The following is an 18,176-nucleotide window of genomic DNA, read 5'->3' on the forward strand; positions in this document are numbered from 1 at the left end:
TTTTGATTGTACATACCGTTCGGTATACAAAGGTAGAAAATAAAAGTGACTCTGTAAAATTCAGGAGTAAATTCCATAAGAAAACTGCTGCAGCGCCTTCTTCACTGTCTCTGCGTTTAGCTCCACCTGGTGGTGGCTTGCCTGTACCACGTACGTGTTAATCATACCCAGGAAAGTGGCTGCATATACCTGGTGGCGGTCCCGCATGTTGCCGTGGTTTTTCGCCGCCTGCTGAAACAAAGTCTCCAACAGTTGGTGCTGCTCCCGGATGGCAGGTGTGATGACCTGTGAGGCTTCGCTTTCAGGGTTGCCATACCAGGCGGCAAGGTGCATCTGGTAGAGGGTAGGCTCGCGCATGGCAAACTGAAAATAGCTCTCCACCACACGCTGCAGTGTCAGTGGCAGGTCCCCGTTGTAGGTTGCGGCCTCTTTTATTCTCGCCAGAAAAGGAGTGAACTGTTCCTGCATGAGCGCCTCCAGCACGCCGCGCTTGCTGCCGAAGTAGTGGTAAAGCGTTGGCTTCTTAATGCCTGCGGCTTCCACTATCTGCTGCACCCCCACGGCATCGTATCCTTTGGCGGCAAACAGGCTGAGGGAGCAATCTAATATAGTGGCGCGGTTATCAGACATCAGGAGGGTTTAATGTATTTGTACCCGAAGGTGGGTGTAGCAAAAATAAGGTAATTTCGGATCTTTTCCTCTAAAACAGAAAAGCAGACCCTGATAGGGCCTGCTTTTCTGTTTTAAGTATACCGAAATAGTGTATCGCGTTAGAAGTTTGGAGACAGCAGGTATTGGCTGTAGAAGTCGTCGATGATCTTAACAGCTTCAGAGGCGTCATCCACAATATGCACCAATTCCATGTCCTCGGGGCTGATGTTGTTTTCCACCTTCAGCATCACATTTTCCACCCATTCCATCAGGCCTCCCCAGAAAGAGCGGCCCACCAATACAATCGGGAAGGCACCAATTTTTCTTGTCTGAATGAGCGTGATCGCCTCAAACAGCTCATCCAGTGTTCCGAAACCGCCTGGCATCACGATAAAACCCTGCGCATACTTTACGAACATGACTTTGCGCACAAAGAAATAGTCGAAGTTGATGAGCTTATCAGAGTCGATATAAATGTTGTTAAACTGCTCGAACGGCAGCTGGATATTAAGACCAACAGACTTGCCACCCTCAGAGTGAGCGCCTTTGTTACCAGCCTCCATAATGCCCGGGCCACCACCCGTAATCACTCCATAGCCGTGGCGCACCAGCTTAGCGGCAATTTCCTCTGCCATCTGGTAATACTTGTGCGTGTTTTTAGTGCGGGCCGAACCGAAAATCGAAACGCAGGGGCCTATTTTAGCCAGCTTCTCAAAGCCCTCCACAAATTCAGACATTACTTTAAATATCTGCCAGGAGTCGGCGATTTTTATCTCGTTCCAGTCTTTGTCAACAAAAGCCTGGCGTATTCTTTTATCCTCATCAGAGGCAGGCGCCGCAGTAGACTCGCCACTTTCGCGCAAATCACTTACTGAACGTGCTTTGTTTTCGTTTACATCAGGTTTTAGAATCGTCTGTCCACTTCCCGTGTTCACGGTTTCCTCCTGCAGTTTTGTTTTACTCGTCTTTCTAAGTTTCGTCATAATTTATACATCTTCATCAGGAGCTAATGCTCCCCAGCACCTTTATAGCAGGCGCGTTTCGTATCAAAAATTCTTATACGGCCTGCAGCATTGTGAGGAGAACTACAGTAGCCTGGTAATTTTGGTTTATTTGGATCGGATGGCAATAACAGGGTCCAGGTTAGAGGCCAGAACAGCTGGAATGATACCTGAGAGCATCCCTATCACGGCCGATACGCCAAGCCCCAGTATAATGTTGCTTGCTGAAAGTCCTACCGCCATCATGTCCTGCGGAATAAGCGTGAGCAGGAACACCAGCAGGATGCCGGCAGCGCCGCCTAACACACTCAGGAACACCGACTCAAACAAGAACTGAAACAGGATGAAATAGTTTTTGGCACCCAGTGACTTTTGTATCCCGATGATATTGGTCCGCTCTTTTACTGATACGAACATGATGTTGGCAATGCCGAACCCTCCTACAAGTATAGCGAAGCCTCCTATTACCCATCCGGCTAAACCTACCACCTCAAAAAAACCGCTGATAGCCTGTGTGGCCATTTCAGGGCGGTTCATAGCAAAACTGTCCTCATCGCGGGGCCGCAGGCCGCGTATCGTGCGCATGATGCCGCGCGTCTCATACTCCAGTTCCAGTAGTCCGGGGTCATCCTCTCGGCCTTTTACCACAATAGTAGAACCTACGCCGTTGGGCCCGGTGGCGAACATTTTGCTATACGCCATATACGGCATCATGCCCATCTGGTCGAATGGCGGTCCGCCAAACAAGCTTTCTCCCTGCTTCTCGAAGACCCCGATAATGCTAAACCGCTGGCCGCCTACTTTAATCTGCTGCCCTATTGGTTCCTGCCTGGGGAAGAGCGTTTCGGCTACTTCGCTTCCGATAATGATGACGTTCCGGCCCGCGTCTACCTCCTGTGGTATAAAATAGCGGCCTCTCTCAACAGGCACCTCCATCACATTATTAAACTGGTAAGATACACCCATCAAAGTGGCATCGCTGAAGCTGTTGTTGCCACTCTTAAAGGTATTGCTTCCCCTGTCAGAGAAGATGGCGATACCATCATCCATGGTGAGGCGCCGCTCCAGCTGGCGAAATTCCCGGATGGTAGGCTCCGGACGCTGAAAATATTTCCACCAGGGATATCCCCCCCCTCCGAAAGCCCATGGCCATTTCTGAACATAGATAACTTTTTCACCTATAAAGCTCATACTATCCCGTACGTTACGCTCCAGTGAGTCTACCAGCGTAAACACAGAGATAATGGCGAAGATACCGATGGTTACCCCCAGCAGGGAAAGAAAAGTGCGCAGCATGTTTGCCCGAAGCGCCTGCCACGCAAACCGAAAGCTTTCTGCTACAAGGCGGATGTATATCATAGTTTTTTTCTAAGTCAGGTTATAAAGGGTCTAAGTAATTTCCTTAAAAGTAATAAATATTCGGCCAAACTGAGTAAATTTGCGGCTTGATTTTTTGGTTTCTACAGAACGGGTATATATGAACCCCTATGGGTGGTTTAACTGTTAACGTATCAGAAGCAGAACACATTAAATACCGTAATATTTAATATATGAAATTATCCGAATTTAAATTCGACCTCCCTGAAGAATATTTAGCCACTCACCCCTCCGCAAACCGCGATGAGTCCCGTATGATGGTAGTGCACCGCGACTCGGGAAAGATTGAGCACCGCGTTTTCAAAGACATCCTGGAGTACTTTGACGAAGGCGACGTGATGGTGGTGAACGATACAAAAGTATTTCCGGCACGCCTTTATGGCAACAAAGAGAAAACAGGCGCTAAAATAGAAGTATTCCTGTTGCGTGAGCTAAACAAAGACATTCACCTGTGGGATGTGCTGGTAGACCCTGCCCGTAAAATCCGTGTAGGAAACAAACTGTACTTTGGCGAAAGCGACCTGGTGGCCGAAGTAATCGACAACACCACATCCCGCGGCCGCACGATCAAGTTCCTGTTCGATGGCTCGGATGAGGAATTCTACAAAGCCATCAACGATTTGGGCGAAACACCGCTTCCGAAGTACATCAAGCGTGAGGCCGAGCCTGAAGACCGGGAACGTTACCAGACAGTGTATGCCAAGAACGTAGGTGCCGTGGCTGCCCCTACTGCTGGTTTGCACTTTACAAAAGAAGTGTTGAAGCGCCTTGAAATAAAAGGTGTGGACGTTACTCCTCTGACGCTGCACGTTGGCTTAGGAACTTTCCGCCCGGTGGATGTGGAAGACCTGACGAAGCACAAAATGGACTCAGAAAACTTTATGGTTCCGGCAGAGACTGTAAGCATGGTTAACAATGCGCTTGATAACAAAAAGCGTGTAGTAGCTATTGGTACCACTACCATGCGGGCCCTTGAGTCTTCTGTGTCGGCTAATAACCGCTTGAAAGCGAACGAAGGCTGGACAGACCGTTTTATCTTCCCTCCGTACGATTTTAAAATTGCGAACTCACTGGTAACGAACTTCCACATGCCGGAGTCTACGCTGCTGATGATGACGGCTGCCTTTGGTGGATACGAGCTGATTATGGAAGCGTACCAGCAGGCTATTAAGGAGAAATACCGCTTCTTCAGCTACGGCGACGTAATGCTGGTGCTGTAGTAGCTGCCAGATAAATCTTTTAAAAAATGCCCCGGCCACTCAAGTCGGGGCATCTTGTTTTATACATGCTTCGCTCCTGAGATACATTCTCTAACTTTCTAACCTTTTAACTTTCTAACTCCCAAACCCTCTAACTCCCAAACTCCCCATGTCTCAACTTCCGGAATATGCAATCATAGTGGCAGGCGGCTCAGGCAGCCGGATGCAGCACGAGGTGCCCAAGCAATTTATAGAGGTGGCTGGCAAGCCCATCCTGATGCATACCATAGAGCGGTTTTATGAGTATAACCCTGACTTGCGCCTGATTGTGGTGCTACCGCAGCAGCAACTGAATACATGGCGCGACCTCTGCCGAAAACACGGCTTCAAAATCTTCCATATGGCGGTAGCAGGCGGAGCAACACGGTTTGGCTCTGTTAAGAATGGCCTGGATGCGGTGCAGGGAGAGGGGCTGGTGGCGGTGCACGATGGCGTGAGGCCGTTTGTGGAAACAACTACTATTAAAGCCGCTTTCGAGGCAGCCGCAGTACATGGCAGTGCCGTTGTGGCGGTATCGCCCAAAGACTCCATCAGGGAGCTCACACCGGAGGGAAACCAGGCTGTGCCGCGGGCCAACTATAAGCTGGTGCAAACGCCACAGTGTTTCCGGACAGGTATACTGCGCAGGGCTTATGAACAAGCGGAACAGGAGCATTTCACGGACGATGCCTCGGTGGTAGAGCAGTTAGGGGAGAAGATTGTGCTGGTAGAAGGGAGTTACCGCAACATCAAAATAACAACTCCGGAAGACCTTGTATTGGCGGAGGCTTTTGCAAAGGAGCAGTAGCCGCTATAAGGCTCATTTTCCTTGAGCGGCTGCATTACAAGTGAGTCTGGAGACTCACGCCCACTGTGCGTCACCGGTTAGATACCGGCGCCAGTAAAGAGGTCTTCTGTCTTTAATCTAGTGCCTTTTTTCTAAGTTTTACAGCACCGGCTGTCGCCCTGCTTCCAGAAAGGCCTGATTGGCCTGTACGGATTCGGGTGTGATGGCTTCCAAAGTTGGTGCAGGCTTGGAGAGGTTGAGGAGGTAACCTTGCAGCTGTGGCAGGTTCTGCAGGTCGTGGGTAATGCAGAGCACCGTTTTCTTCTGCTGGTGCACCCACTGCTGTAGTAGATTAAACACCTGATTTTTATAGTACACGTCGAGCTGCTGCGTCGGCTCGTCCAGCAGGTTTATAGCAGCGTCCTGTAGTATGAGCTGTGCCAGCCACACCAGTTGCTGTTCGCCACCGGAAAGTGTCGTAAAGTCATGGTCGATGAGGTGGGAGAGCTGCAGTTGCGCGAGTGTTTGAGCGGCCAGTTCGTAATCAGCGGCATTGTAGTTCTGGAAAAATCGCTTTTTCCGGAACAGCCCCATCACCACGAGGTCGTGTACTTTGATGGGGAAGCCAACAGTATTCTTTTGAGGAAGGTAGGAGAGCAGGCCCTGTTCTGTCGCGTCAGCGAGTTGCTTCAGGTCTTTGCCCTGCACCAGCAGTTGCCCTTCGTAAGCAACCTTCTGCTGAAAGGCCTTAAAGAACGTAGTTTTACCAGCGCCGTTATGCCCTATAATGGCGATAAAAGTGGGGGCTGGTACAGAAAAAGAAAGGTTGCGGATAAGGACGCGCTGTCCGTAGCCCGCAACCAGGTTTTTTACTTCAATGATCAAGCTTAAATCAATTATGAACTACAAATTATGAGTTATGAATTACAGACAGTTTCAAGATAAACCATTCATAATTCTTAATTCATCATTCATAACTAATCTTAGTACTCGTCTTCGTTAAACATGAAATCCTCTTTGGTAGGATAGTCAGGCCAGATTTCTTCGATGTTCTCGTAAGGCTGTCCGTCGTCCTCAAGGGCTTGCAGGTTCTCTACAACTTCCATTGGGGCACCTGAGCGAATAGAAAAATCGATAAGTTCATCTTTAGTGGCTGGCCAAGGTGCGTCCTCCAGATATGATGCTAATTCTAGTGTCCAGTACATAGTATTTTCTCCTTTAAAATATTGGCTTTTTGAAATGGTTTGCAAAAGTATGAATAAAAACAAAAACAAAAATTTTCAGCATAAATAAACTTGCTTTTTTTGTCTGTTTTTACCAACACAACGCAAAAAATAAGCAAATGTTCAAAAAGGGTGTAATATTTTTTTGCCTTTTTAGAGCATCTATAACAACAGCTACAGGAGAGACATGGGGTGAACAGAGTACTAGTAAAACAGCACCTGCTGCGGGTGCAACAGGTGCTGTTCATAAGAAAGTTGTCAATGACTATAACAGGAGGATATTGTTATCTGCTGATAGTGCTAAGCTGGTTTTGAAATGCTTCGATCATCTCTGTCTTCGTGTTGATCTTGCGCTTAAAGTTTCGGATTTTACCCTGCAGCATGTTACGGAAAGTATCGTTGCCAGGAGTGTCACTCAGCTTGCCTAAGTTGTCTTCCAGTACCTCCAGCTCGTTTCTGTCTGATTTAATGAAGTCTTTGAGCGCATTGATGCGGGCCTGCAGGTCATCTGTCTCAGATAGGGGCTCGTTAGCGGTTTGCTGGCGCTTCCGGATATAATGTTCCAGGCTGCTCATCTCAAACACCTTGTCGCAGGCCTTAATAAAGCGCTCCCAGATCATATCCGACACCTCGGGGCTAACAGGGCCTACTTTTTTCCACTCTGCCTGCAGCTCTTTCGCGCGCTTTACAGCGTTTCCGAGGGTGTGCTTCTGCAAAAGCTGCTCGCCTTCCTCTACCAGTTCTTTTTTACGCTCAAAGTTGGTCTCGTAGTATTTTCCCCTCGACTCGTTTTTCTCGTTGTTGATTTTCTTCTTCAGGCGCTCAAAGAAATGGTTGTGCGCCTTCCGGAAATCTGTCCATAGCCGCGTCATGGTTTTGCGTGGCAGGGTACCGCCTACTTCTTTCCATTGGTTCTGCAAAGCCTTCAGTTTGGCAGTGGTGCCTTCCCAGTCTTCAGAATTCTGCAGGGCTACTGACTGCGAAATCAGATCGCGGTACTTGTCGTAGATGCGGTTCTGCATCTTCTTCTTGTCCTCGAAGAAGTTTTTCTTCCGCTCAAAGAAGTTCTCAATAGCCGTTCTGAAGCGTTCCTCAATCTCCTCTGTCAGCTCTTTCTCCACAGGCCCTGTTTTAATCCAGGTACCCCGCAGTTCTTTCAGCTTCTCAGTTGTCTCCTGCCATTCAATGCTGTTGGTCAGGGCCTCGGCCTCCTGTGTGAGCGCAATTTTGGTGGTCAGGTTCTTTTCGCGGTTCTGCTTTATTGTCTCGTTTATGTCTTCCTCCGCCTTGCTGAGGGTATGGTAGATTCTCTCAAAGTCACCTAAGGCATCGTAGCTTCCTACCTGTTCCTTCATGTGCAGCACTTTCATCAGAAAGGAGCCTTTGTTTTCTGAGGTTTCAATGCGCTCCAGCAAATTCTTCACTTTGTCCTGAAACATCTCGAAACGCTTCGCGAAATACACCAGCGAATCATCCTCAGACTCTTTCACTTCGCCTACCTGCCGTGCGGGGTAGTTCATAAAGGGCTTCAGCCACACTTGCTGGTCCTGAATAAAGCCATACTTTTTGGCTTCTTCCAATAGATCGTTGTTTTCCATTAACTGGATAGGGTTATGGGTCGAAAAAATAGGGTAAGGCGACAGAATTAGACTAACCTTTGCATACGCAGGTTCACCTGCAGCGTTTTAATTACTTCTATATAGTAAAGTTAATTTAGTAACACTACATTAATCGGTTATCTGGTGCTAAAATAAGTCGGGACATACTATACCCATACAGTTTTTTTACAAGTTTAATGATTTCAACCAATTTTGTGAAGCGCGTAGCATGAATTTTTACGATATTTGTAATTCTTTAACAAATAAAATATCAGAGAGATAGGAGGCAGCGGCAGAGAGCAGCAAACCTCCGCTTTATTAATTGAAATATTAGCATAACACTATAATCTACGGCATGAGTAACGAAACCATAATTTTCTCGATGGCTGGGGTAAGCAAGATCTACCCGCCAAAGAAACAAGTGCTTAAAAACATTTACCTATCATTTTTCTATGGCGCCAAGATCGGGGTGCTGGGTCTGAACGGATCTGGTAAGTCGAGCTTGCTTAAAATCATTGCAGGTGTTGAGAAAGAGTATCAGGGTGAGGTGGTGTGGTCTCCGGGCTATACGGTAGGTTACCTGGAGCAGGAGCCGCAGATGGACCCGACCAAAACAGTGCGTGAGGTGGTGGAAGAGGGCGTGAGCGAAGTAGTGAACCTGCTGCGCGAGTTCGACGAAATCAATATGAAGTTTGCTGAGGAGATGACGGACGATGAGATGAACAAGCTCATCGAGCGCCAGGGCGAGGTGCAGGAGAAACTGGACCAGCTGAACGCTTGGGAACTGGACAACCGCCTGGAGCGTGCGATGGATGCGTTGCGTACGCCTCCGGAAGATGCGAAGTTAGAAAACCTGTCGGGTGGTGAGAAGCGCCGCGTAGCCCTTTGCCGCCTGCTGTTGCAGGAGCCGGACGTGCTGTTGCTGGATGAGCCAACCAACCACCTCGACGCAGAGTCGGTGGATTGGCTGGAGCAGCACCTGCAGCAATACAAAGGCACTGTGATTGCCGTAACCCACGACCGCTACTTCCTTGACAATGTGGCCGGCTGGATTCTGGAGCTGGACCGTGGCGAAGGTATTCCATGGAAAGGCAACTACAGCAGCTGGCTGGAGCAGAAGGCGAATCGCCTGGCGCAGGAGGAGAAATCGGAGAGCAAGCGCCAGAAAACGCTGCAGCGTGAGCTGGAGTGGGTGCGTATGGCTCCAAAAGCACGCCATGCCAAATCAAAGGCGCGTCTCAGCCAGTATGATAAGCTAGCCGGAGAAGACGCTAATCAGAAAGAAGAGAAACTGGAGCTGTTTATCCCGGATGGCCCGCGCCTGGGCTCCCAGGTAATTGAGGTAAACCACGTGAGCAAAGCCTATGGCGATAAATTGCTGTTTGAAGACCTGAACTTTGCGCTGCCGCAGGGTGGTATTGTAGGGATCATCGGCCCGAACGGTGCTGGTAAAACAACCTTGTTCAAACTCATTACAGGGCAGGAGAAGCCCGATGCCGGTAACTTTGAAGTGGGTTCTACCGTGCAGATTTCTTACGTGGACCAGGAGCACACCCAACTGGAGCCAAACAAGTCTGTATTTGAAGTGATTTCCGGTGGTACCGAGCACATGATGATGGCTGGCCGCCAGGTGGTATCCCGCGCCTATGTGAGCAAGTTTAACTTTACGGGTGGCGATCAGGAGAAGAAAGTAGACAAACTGTCGGGTGGGGAGCGTAACCGCGTGCACCTGGCCATGACGCTGAAAGAAGGTGGTAACCTGCTACTGCTCGATGAGCCAACCAACGACCTGGACGTAAACGCCATTCGTGCGCTGGAAGACGGACTGGAGAATTTTGCCGGTTGCGCCGTGATCATCTCCCACGACCGCTGGTTCCTGGACCGTATCTGTACCCACATCCTTGCTTTTGAAGGCGACTCTCAGGTATACTGGTTTGAGGGTAACTATTCCGAGTACGAGGAGAATAAGAAGAAGCGCTTGGGTGATGCAGAGCCGCAGCGCATCCGTTATAAAAAACTGGTATAGGAGTATATTCAGGAGTATTAACTAATTTCTGATACTGCTTATGGAAAGGCCGCTGCTTAATTGCAGCGGCCTTTTGTGTTTTTTTCCTTTCTTAAAAGAATTGCCTGGCCTCTCCGCTTACCAAGGTTTTCACCACGCGCACTCCAAAGAATTAGGCCATTTTCTTTGTTGATAATTTTCAAACAGTAGAAGAAGCTCCTGGGGCGATTGGACTATCTAATCATCAGTGTTGCAACTTTGTATAAATATTTCTTTTTTATATGATAATATTTAACAAAGTTAAATTCGTTTCGTAAACTAAGTTATAGACAGCCAGAGGTTTAAAGTGTTCTCTAACTTTAATGGATGTCAATTATGAAAAAAATTTACTCCAATAGTGATGCGGTAGCCTACTGGCTTATCGCTGGCTATTTTACCATCGTAGGTACTATTGCTTTGGTAGTATCCTAAATCTTTTACTCCAACGTGTAACCCAGAAGAGGCTGTCCGAAGAGGGCAGCCTCTTCTGGGTTATGGCATGTTCAAAATGAAACCCTGCGTCTTTTCTGTTTGCCCTGTATAGAGCAGAGAATGCGTTATAGATGTTGCCGCACTTTTGTATCTTGCAGCCCTCCTCAAAGCCCTACCATCTATACCTCATGCCGGTTCTCTACCTAAAACACGCAGACATTGACCTGGAGCAGTGGAATGCCGTGGTAGCGCTTTCACCGCAGCGGCAGGTATACGCCATGTCCTGGTACCTTGATGTGGTGTCGCCTGACTGGGAAGGCGTGGTGGAAGCAGACGCAGCAGGTATATATAAGGCAGTGATGCCAGTGCCGTGGCGGCGTAAGCTGGGCATGCGCTACGTGCAGCAGCCCTTGTTTTGCCAGCAGCTGGGAGTTTACGCTTTAGAGACGAGTATACCCCCAGCTACCTATCAGGCCTTTACAGAGGAAATATACAGGCGTTTCCGGTACGTGGCAGACTATCATTTTAACACCGATAACCAATTGCCCACCTTGCCGCGGCCAGAGGTGCAGGTAGAGCATACCTTAACGCTGTACCTGAACCTGTGCAGCAGCTATGAGCAGCTGTATACGGGCTACTCCCGCGATAGAAAGATGAACCTGAAGCGCGCGCAGAATGCAGCCCTGCAAATAGAGGAGAGTGACGACATAGAACCCATCATCCGGTTTTTTAAAGAAGAAACAGCAGCGCGTATTTATGGCGGTGTAGCAGAAGGGGCTTACGAAATGCTTCGGCAGTTGTACCAGGTGCTGAAGGAGAAGGGGGTGGGAAAGCTTTACTATACCGTGGATAAACAAGGGCGTCAAAACAGCGGCTGCCTTTTCATTTTCTGGGGCGGGCGTATTGTCTATATTTTCAACGCTGCCCCGCAGCACGGCCGGAAGCAGAATGGCCGCACCCTTCTCATCGACCATATGATTCGGGAACACGCCGGGCAGGAGGTGCTGTTCGACTTTGAGAGCCCTGATGAGCGGGAGCCGGATATCCTCCACTTTTACAAAAGCTTCGGCCCCGAAGTAAAGCCCATCCCAGTGCTAAAGTACAACCGCCTGCCAAAAGGAGTGAAGCTCATGCGGGAAGCCCGGATGCGCCTGGTCCGGAGGCTAAGAGGTTAGCAAGCGCTTCAGCTGTATAAGCTTTGGGGTTAGAGTCAATTTTAATCAGCCTGCTGGCATCTACCGTGCCGCCTGTTTTCAGGCTGAGAGGTATGCGCTGAGATACATACATTTCACTATACTTTTGTATCTTACCGCAACTGATCGAACCTAAAAGTATGATGTGGAGGCGAACCATAGATCCTGGATTAGGAGAAAAGTATAATAGCCGGACAAAGCGCCTGATAAACAAGGATGGCTCGTTTAACATTGTGAAGCTGGGAAGAGAGCTGCGCCTGTACGATGCCTACCAATACCTGAAGAACATCTCTGTAGGGCGGCTTTCTTTTCTTCTGCTGTGCTTTTACCTGTTCATTAATAGCCTGTTTGCCCTGCTGTACCTGTGGTGTGGTGTAGAAAACCTGCATGGTATAGAGCCTGGCCTTCCGCCTTTTCTTAACGCTTTTTTCTTTAGTGTGCAGACATTTACGACAGTAGGGTATGGCGTCTTAGCACCGCACGGTATGGCTACGAACCTGGTGGTTACCCTAGAGTCCTTTATGGGTTGGGTGGGTTTTGCAATTATTACCGGTGTCGTGTTCAGCCGTTTCGCCAAGCCGCATGTTCGTATATTATACAGTAATAACGCGATTATTGCTCCTCATGAAGGGGGAAAGAGTCTGCAGTTCCGGCTTGCCAATAAGCGCAATAGTGTACTGCTTGAGATGGAGGCCAGGGTCATGCTGATGGTGCAGGACACCAACTTCAGTCGGCACTACTATAACCTGAAACTGGAGCAGTCTTCGCTCTATTTCTTCCCGCTAAGCTGGACAATCATGCATCACATTGATGAAGAAAGTCCGCTTTACAATGTAACTCCAAAAGAATTAGAAGAGAAGCGTGCGGAGGTGCTGGTCCTGATAAAGGGCTATGACGAAGCATATGGGCAGACAGTCCACTCCCGATTCTCCTATCGGTTTAATGAAATACTGTGGGATGTGCGCTTTAAAGAAGTTTATAATTCGGACACAAGAGGAGAAATTGTATTGGATTTGCTTAAACTGCACGAGACGGAGCCTGTAAGTGAGCCTGCGTTATAAGAATTGCCAGATGCTTAATTGTCGCCTTCTTCACGGGGTTTGTGCGGACCTGCTTCATATTCCTTTTTCTCCATTTCGAGCCGCTGTTGCTCCTCTGCTGTGAGCACCTTTGGATAAGTGCTGAGATCTGGCTGGCCGGCATCTACCCAGGCGGTATACCAGTAACTGGCAATTGTGCGGATGGCCAAGCGCATCTGCCGCTCTACCTGCCCGTTCAGTTTGTCGCTGTAAGCTTCTGAGAAGGCGCGGGAGTAAACGCGGGTGGTGAGGCTGTTTCGCACCTCAAAGCTGTATTTCTTTTCCTCGTCAAACGCCTGTGTCAGCTGCTTTTCAAAGTAAAGCACAGAGTCGAGGCCGGTATGAGCACTGGCTACTAAATCCCATGCCCGCAGCTGTGGCTGCTCAATATACTGTGCCTGGCCTACAAAAAAGTCATAATTGCCGGAGAACAGCTCTGGCAGGCGCGATTCCCAGAAACCGTGTATGCCGCGTTGGCCGGTAAACTGGCCGTTGTAGTTTTGGGTGGTATGCAGCGGCACACAGGCATCGGCCACATAATGCCCCATCTCGGTACTGAGGCGCAGGATACGGTCGAGGTCCCGCTCCTTAAACGCCTGCGTCAGTTGGTACTTCATCAGGCTGATGTGCCAGGGCACAATGCCGTAAGCCTGCAAGGTATCTTCAGTATACAGCTCCACGGCCTGCTGCCAGAAACGCGGCATCTTATACAGGGCGCTGTCGCCGTACACATCCAGGTCAATGTAATGGCGGGGTGCTTCCCATTCCACGGCATAGCGGCGGCGGTCCGGGTTTACGGCATTTTCGGTGATGTAGCGGATGTGCTTTTTATAGAAGCCAATCATTTCCGGTGGCAGCGTGAACACTGCCAGCCTGTTAATGCGCTGATGGGCAAAGAAGCCCCAGCTGTAGCCCAGGTGTGGGAGGAGGAATGCGAACAGGAGAAAAAGAACAACACGTTGTTTGCCAGCCATATCTGTTCCATACGGCAACAGCTGGTTTATTGGTTTTCTGCGTTATGTTTCTGCCACAGGAACGGTTATGCATTACCTGTTCAGCGAAAATCCCTGCAACGTGTAAAGTATACCCAGGCCCAGGGACTGGCTGTATTGTATGTCTGCATCCTGGTCGTAGTCATAAATCAGGTTGCCCGTCAGGTTTACGTTAATGTAGCGGTTCACCTTGGCATTCAGCACCGCATTAAGGCGATGGTCCACCCGCTTGAAGGTAAACTCTCCGTAGTTAAGATAGCCCATATAATTGAGCCTCAGGTTTATGTTAGTGGCAATGTCACGCTTGAAAGTAGCCTGCACCATCGCAGCCAGCCACTCAGTGCGTACTTTCCTTCCTTCCGGTACACCATAGCGGTCGTCAGCTGCTACTTCGTCATCCACTAAAAAAGTAAAACGCGGTGCAAAGGGGCTCAGGCGTAAAGAAAACGATGGATTGGGTTTATACTCTGCACCCAAGGCAAACGTCAGGTAACCCGGCGACAGGAAGTTAGACACCAGTACTTTATTTCCGTCAGCATCGGTTTCATCATCATAGCCCGGTGCAAATTGGGAGAGGAAATTGGCAGAAAAAAAAGCGTTCCAGTCAGAAGTAAACTTATAGCCGTACTTCGTGTCGAGGTAAATGCGGTCAACGCTCTTGCGCATCTCGTCTCCCTTGTTTTTGATGAGGCCATACTGCAGCTGCGCCTCATTGTCCCAGGTAACACGGCCCCTGCTATAATCGGCCCGGGCATCTAGGTGCGAGTTGAGCGCAATAGAGCTGATGCCTCCTGCTCTCCAGTTATCGCTGAATGCCGCCTGGTTTAAGTTAATGCCCGCAGAGAAGGTTCTCCGCCAGGTGGTGTCTGCTTCTGTCTGTGCCAGTACTATGGCCGAGTTTAACAGCAGCACAAACAGCGTAAGTAAAAGTTTATTCATGATAAAGGTATTCAATGGTTCGTTGTCTATTTCGGGCAGCCTGAAGGATGCAGAGACGGTGATGTTGGCTGTGCACTCTTTGCCGGCACCACCACATTCTGCCCGTGCCGTATAAAAACAAGTTTGCCAGATAACCGAATACTTTAGAGCATGTTTGAAGTATTCGGTTATCTGGCAAAGCTAATGCTAGGAAGGCGGTAAAACCAAAACTAACGCCGGGAAAGACTGTTTGAGGAGCAGAATATTAGCAGGATGATGGTTACCTGAGGCATATAAATCAAAACATGTTGAACATGTCCCGTCCGCTACCACAAACCTTTTTCCCTGTCTATTTACGTATACGCAAAACCAACAACTCATTTTAAAAACATTTCTTATTAAAAGCAGCACCCCATGATAGAAGACCTATGGTATAAAAACGCAATTATTTACAGCCTCGACCTCGAAACCTTTATGGATATGAACGGGGACGGCGTTGGCGACTTCGAAGGACTTGCCCGCCGCCTCGATTATCTCCATGCCATGGGCATAGACACTGTATGGCTGGCACCATTTCAACCCTCGCCAAATCTTGATAACGGGTATGATATACGCGACTACTACGGCGTAGATCCACGGCATGGCTCCAGCGGTAATTTTGTAGAGTTCATGCACCAGGCCAAGAAGCGCGGTATTAAAGTTATCATTGACCTGGTAGTCAACCATACCTCCGACCAACACCCTTGGTTTCAGGATGCCCGGAGCAGCGAAAATGCCAAACACCGCGACTGGTACGTATGGTCCAAAAAGAAACCGGATGACTGGGATGAGGGCATGGTGTTCCCCGGCGAACAGGAGGCTACCTGGACCTATGACAAAAAAGCCAAAGCCTACTATTTCCACCGCTTTTATGAGTTCCAGCCTGACCTAAACATAGATAACCCCGAGGTGCGCGCCGAGATTCGCCGGATCATGGGGTACTGGCTGGAATTAGGCGTAGCCGGTTTCCGGGTAGATGCAGTGCCTTTCTTGCTGGAAACCCAGATCCCTGGTGAAACCAAGCGGGAGATCAGATTTGAATACCTGCATGAGTTCCGGAAGTTCCTGCAATGGCGAAAAGGAGATGCCGTGCTGCTGGGTGAAGCCAATGTGGCACCTGACGAAAGCCAGCAGTACTTTGGCGAGGATGGGGAAGGTATTCACCTGATGTTTAATTTCTACGTCAACCAATACATGTTTTATGCTTTGGCCACGGCCGATACCAAGCCATTGGAGGAGGCGCTGGAGGCTACCCGCAACAAGTTGCATGCTACCCAATGGGCTCAGTTTCTGCGCAACCATGACGAGCTGGACCTGGGGCGGCTCACTGAGGAGCAGCGGCAAAAAGTGTTTGCCCGTTTCGCTCCCGAAAAGCATATGCAGTTATACGACCGTGGAATTCGCCGGCGGCTTTCTACCATGCTGGGTAACCAAAGGCAGTCTGAACTGGCTTACAGCCTGATGTTTTCCCTGCCCGGAACACCGGTTATTCGCTATGGCGACGAGATAGGCATGGGAGATAACCTTGAACTGGAAGAACGGAATGCCGTGCGCACCCCTATGCAATGGTCGGGTAATGGGCAGGCTGGCTTTTCGGAAGCAGAAAAACTGGTGCACCCTTTAATAGATGAAGGACCGTATGCCTACAAACATGTAAATGTGGAAACTCAGCGGCGCGAACCCGATTCCCTGCTAAACTGGATGACTTCCCTGATCCGCCTGCGCCAGGAGTGCATAGAAATAGGCTGGGGGCAGTGGCAGATACTGAACACAGGGCTTGCCCAGGTGTTAGGGATGCACTATAGCTGGGAAGGCAGTTCCTTAGTCATTCTCCACAACTTTGACGAAAAGGCCCACGAGGTGAAGCTTGACCTGAAACAGGAAAAGGAGGCAAAGCTGGTAGACCTGATGGCCATTAGCGAAAGTGTGGCCGATAAAAAAGGTATTCATCACATCACGATGGACGCGTATGGCTATCGCTGGTTCCGTGCCGGTGACCTAAGCCATTTGTTTCATAAGGTTTAAATTATGACAGAATACGGTATTTATGAACGCTGGCTTAGGTGTATTACAAGCTAAAGCAACAGGGGAATTTGTATAGAAAGTATTTCTACTGAAAGGCAGGAAATAGTCGCCAATTTGCTTTATGCTAATTTTAATATATAGTATATTCGGCAGTCTGGTCCCGGTCATCTATTGCTATAGGTATATGATGCGTTACTGATGACGCATAAATAGCCTTCAACAATATAACCATATAAGACCAGTGAAACAGAAATTTTGGATTACCCTTTTCAGCTCTCTTCTATTCTTTGGCTGTGAAAAAGACAAGGATGGAGGAGAGCCTAGTTTATTGCCTGTTTCTCAACTAAGTATCAGCTTGGAACCAGCTAATTACAGTATAGAGACAGCCGAGTTGATTCTCTCTGAACATAGTGGGAAAATCCTGTTAGACACTTTGCTATCAACACGTCAGCAGCATACCCTCGAAGTCAGAACTTTAGAGACAGAATTTGTTGTAACGACTGTTTTTCACGCAAAGGACTATGATAAAATAATTGTAGATTCCTATGTACAGGCAAATCCAAATAACTGGCAAATAACCCCCAGCGACAGTTACCAATATCTCCCTTACAATAACGATCCAGCTTTTGGAGAAGGTTTTGAAGCCGCTACGGTTAAGTACTTGAACGTTCCGCCTATTCCAGGTGATGATTTTCATTTTTCAAACACCTACGCGCTACGCTCAGGTTATACTTACAATCCTTCCGAGGGCTCATTAGAAATAGAGTATACCAAGCGCAAATCTACTAATCACACCTATTTTGTTGTGCCAGAAAGCAATCTTTACAAGATTTCTGCAGAAGTTCAGAAGAATGCTACCATAGATCTGACGCAGATGAAAGAGGCTACAAAAGCTACCTACAGAACTTCTCAGGACCTTCAGGAAAAATCAACCCTCTTGTTCGGATATCCTGTGGCAAACAATTACAATAATTACCTGTGGCTATATTATACTAACTTCATAAGATTCCAGTCGGGCTACGACATCATCTATCCTAAGAGTGATATCTATGCTTATAAATTCATCTCAACTTGGTCTGATGCATCATCTAATGCTTATCAGTATTATAGTTTTGCTGATTCAGTGCCGACGCATCTTTCTTTTATTGATGAATCTTATATCAAGTTAAACAGTAAGTCATTTGAGAGTCTGAGTGTGCAGTTTGACAAAGATTTGCCTACCTATTATGCTTCTACCTGGACAGATAGTGGCAATGAAATCTTCTGGACGATTTTCTCTCCAACTACTAAAACCGCGTTCAATCCAAAGCAGTTTATCAACTCTTTGAATGTGTCACTCTTGAAAGACAGGAGCTTATCAAATCTGAAATTAGCTAAAGTAACAATTGAAAAAGCTGATGATCTTTCTTACCAGGCGTTCTTCAATAGTGTATTCAATCTGAACGTCAACAAAGAAAACAAAATAGGACTGGCAAGGAGGTTCACCAAGAATATGAACTAGATAAGCTACTTCCAGAGGTGCTTTCGTAGCTCATATAAACAAAAGCCGCCTGCCACAAAAACTGTAGCAGGCGGCTTA

At 48.3% G+C, this 18,176-nt stretch carries 15 protein-coding genes; 7 read left to right on the plus strand and 8 right to left on the minus strand.

Features of this window, described 5'->3' with window-relative positions:
- Window positions 1–60: 60 nt before the first annotated feature.
- The 3 genes from DXT99_RS17630 to DXT99_RS17640 all read right to left on the minus strand — a co-directional run bounded on the left by DXT99_RS17630 (window position 61) and on the right by DXT99_RS17640 (window position 3,011).
- Window positions 61–630: a TetR/AcrR family transcriptional regulator gene (locus DXT99_RS17630; RefSeq protein WP_115566901.1), complete on the minus strand. Its 570-nt coding sequence runs from the start codon at window positions 628–630 to the stop codon at window positions 61–63.
- Window positions 631–770: 140 nt separating this feature from the next.
- Window positions 771–1,634, minus strand: coding sequence for an LOG family protein (locus DXT99_RS17635; RefSeq protein ID WP_115566902.1), 864 nt, complete (start codon window positions 1,632–1,634; stop codon window positions 771–773).
- A 126-nt stretch (window positions 1,635–1,760) separates the two neighbouring features.
- Window positions 1,761–3,011 carry an ABC transporter permease gene (locus DXT99_RS17640; protein ID WP_115566903.1) on the minus strand — a complete coding sequence of 417 codons (1,251 nt, stop codon included), beginning with the start codon at window positions 3,009–3,011 and terminating at the stop codon, window positions 1,761–1,763.
- A 191-nt stretch (window positions 3,012–3,202) separates the two neighbouring features.
- On the opposite strand from DXT99_RS17640, the gene queA reads away from it, so the two are divergent.
- Window positions 3,203–4,249, plus strand: a complete 1,047-nt coding sequence (queA, locus tag DXT99_RS17645; RefSeq protein ID WP_115566904.1) for a tRNA preQ1(34) S-adenosylmethionine ribosyltransferase-isomerase QueA — start codon at window positions 3,203–3,205, stop codon at window positions 4,247–4,249.
- Between the two features lie 148 nt (window positions 4,250–4,397).
- The gene (locus DXT99_RS17650) at window positions 4,398–5,075 is read left to right on the plus strand and encodes a 2-C-methyl-D-erythritol 4-phosphate cytidylyltransferase (RefSeq protein ID WP_115566905.1); all 678 of its coding nucleotides are present in this window, start codon (window positions 4,398–4,400) and stop codon (window positions 5,073–5,075) included.
- Between the two features lie 138 nt (window positions 5,076–5,213).
- Here the strand turns inward: DXT99_RS17650 and DXT99_RS17655 are convergent, their stop codons facing one another.
- The 3 genes from DXT99_RS17655 to DXT99_RS17665 form a co-directional block, all read right to left on the minus strand.
- Entirely contained in the window at window positions 5,214–5,939 is a 726-nt protein-coding gene (locus DXT99_RS17655; RefSeq protein WP_115566906.1) for an ABC transporter ATP-binding protein, read from the minus strand.
- 98 nt (window positions 5,940–6,037) lie between these two features.
- A complete protein-coding gene (locus tag DXT99_RS17660) occupies window positions 6,038–6,259 on the minus strand; it encodes a DUF2795 domain-containing protein (RefSeq protein WP_025608825.1) in 222 nt (73 codons plus the stop codon).
- 302 nt (window positions 6,260–6,561) lie between these two features.
- Window positions 6,562–7,875 carry a DUF349 domain-containing protein gene (locus tag DXT99_RS17665; RefSeq protein ID WP_115566907.1) on the minus strand — a complete coding sequence of 438 codons (1,314 nt, stop codon included), beginning with the start codon at window positions 7,873–7,875 and terminating at the stop codon, window positions 6,562–6,564.
- Window positions 7,876–8,230: 355 nt separating this feature from the next.
- On the opposite strand from DXT99_RS17665, the gene ettA reads away from it, so the two are divergent.
- The 3 genes from ettA to DXT99_RS17680 all read left to right on the plus strand — a co-directional run bounded on the left by ettA (window position 8,231) and on the right by DXT99_RS17680 (window position 12,605).
- Entirely contained in the window at window positions 8,231–9,901 is a 1,671-nt protein-coding gene (gene ettA / locus DXT99_RS17670) for an energy-dependent translational throttle protein EttA (protein ID WP_115566908.1), read from the plus strand.
- Window positions 9,902–10,539: 638 nt separating this feature from the next.
- Window positions 10,540–11,526, plus strand: a complete 987-nt coding sequence (locus DXT99_RS17675; protein ID WP_181885158.1) for a GNAT family N-acetyltransferase — start codon at window positions 10,540–10,542, stop codon at window positions 11,524–11,526.
- Window positions 11,527–11,684: 158 nt separating this feature from the next.
- Window positions 11,685–12,605, plus strand: a complete 921-nt coding sequence (locus DXT99_RS17680; RefSeq protein WP_115566910.1) for an ion channel — start codon at window positions 11,685–11,687, stop codon at window positions 12,603–12,605.
- A gap of 14 nt (window positions 12,606–12,619) precedes the next feature.
- Here DXT99_RS17680 and DXT99_RS17685 read toward each other — a convergent pair whose 3' ends face one another.
- Window positions 12,620–13,597, minus strand: coding sequence for a zinc dependent phospholipase C family protein (locus DXT99_RS17685; protein ID WP_115566911.1), 978 nt, complete (start codon window positions 13,595–13,597; stop codon window positions 12,620–12,622).
- 72 nt (window positions 13,598–13,669) lie between these two features.
- Window positions 13,670–14,554 carry a DUF3078 domain-containing protein gene (locus tag DXT99_RS17690; protein ID WP_115566912.1) on the minus strand — a complete coding sequence of 295 codons (885 nt, stop codon included), beginning with the start codon at window positions 14,552–14,554 and terminating at the stop codon, window positions 13,670–13,672.
- A 393-nt stretch (window positions 14,555–14,947) separates the two neighbouring features.
- Between DXT99_RS17690 and DXT99_RS17695 the strand changes: the two genes are divergently transcribed.
- The gene (locus DXT99_RS17695) at window positions 14,948–16,597 is read left to right on the plus strand and encodes an alpha-amylase family protein (RefSeq protein WP_115566913.1); all 1,650 of its coding nucleotides are present in this window, start codon (window positions 14,948–14,950) and stop codon (window positions 16,595–16,597) included.
- A gap of 241 nt (window positions 16,598–16,838) precedes the next feature.
- Window positions 16,839–18,098, plus strand: coding sequence for a hypothetical protein (locus tag DXT99_RS17700; RefSeq protein WP_147294247.1), 1,260 nt, complete (start codon window positions 16,839–16,841; stop codon window positions 18,096–18,098).
- The last annotated feature ends 78 nt before the right edge of the window (window positions 18,099–18,176 follow it).

It is taken from the genome of Pontibacter diazotrophicus (genome assembly GCF_003367245.1).
Taxonomy (GTDB): Bacteria; Bacteroidota; Bacteroidia; order Cytophagales; family Hymenobacteraceae; genus Pontibacter; species Pontibacter diazotrophicus.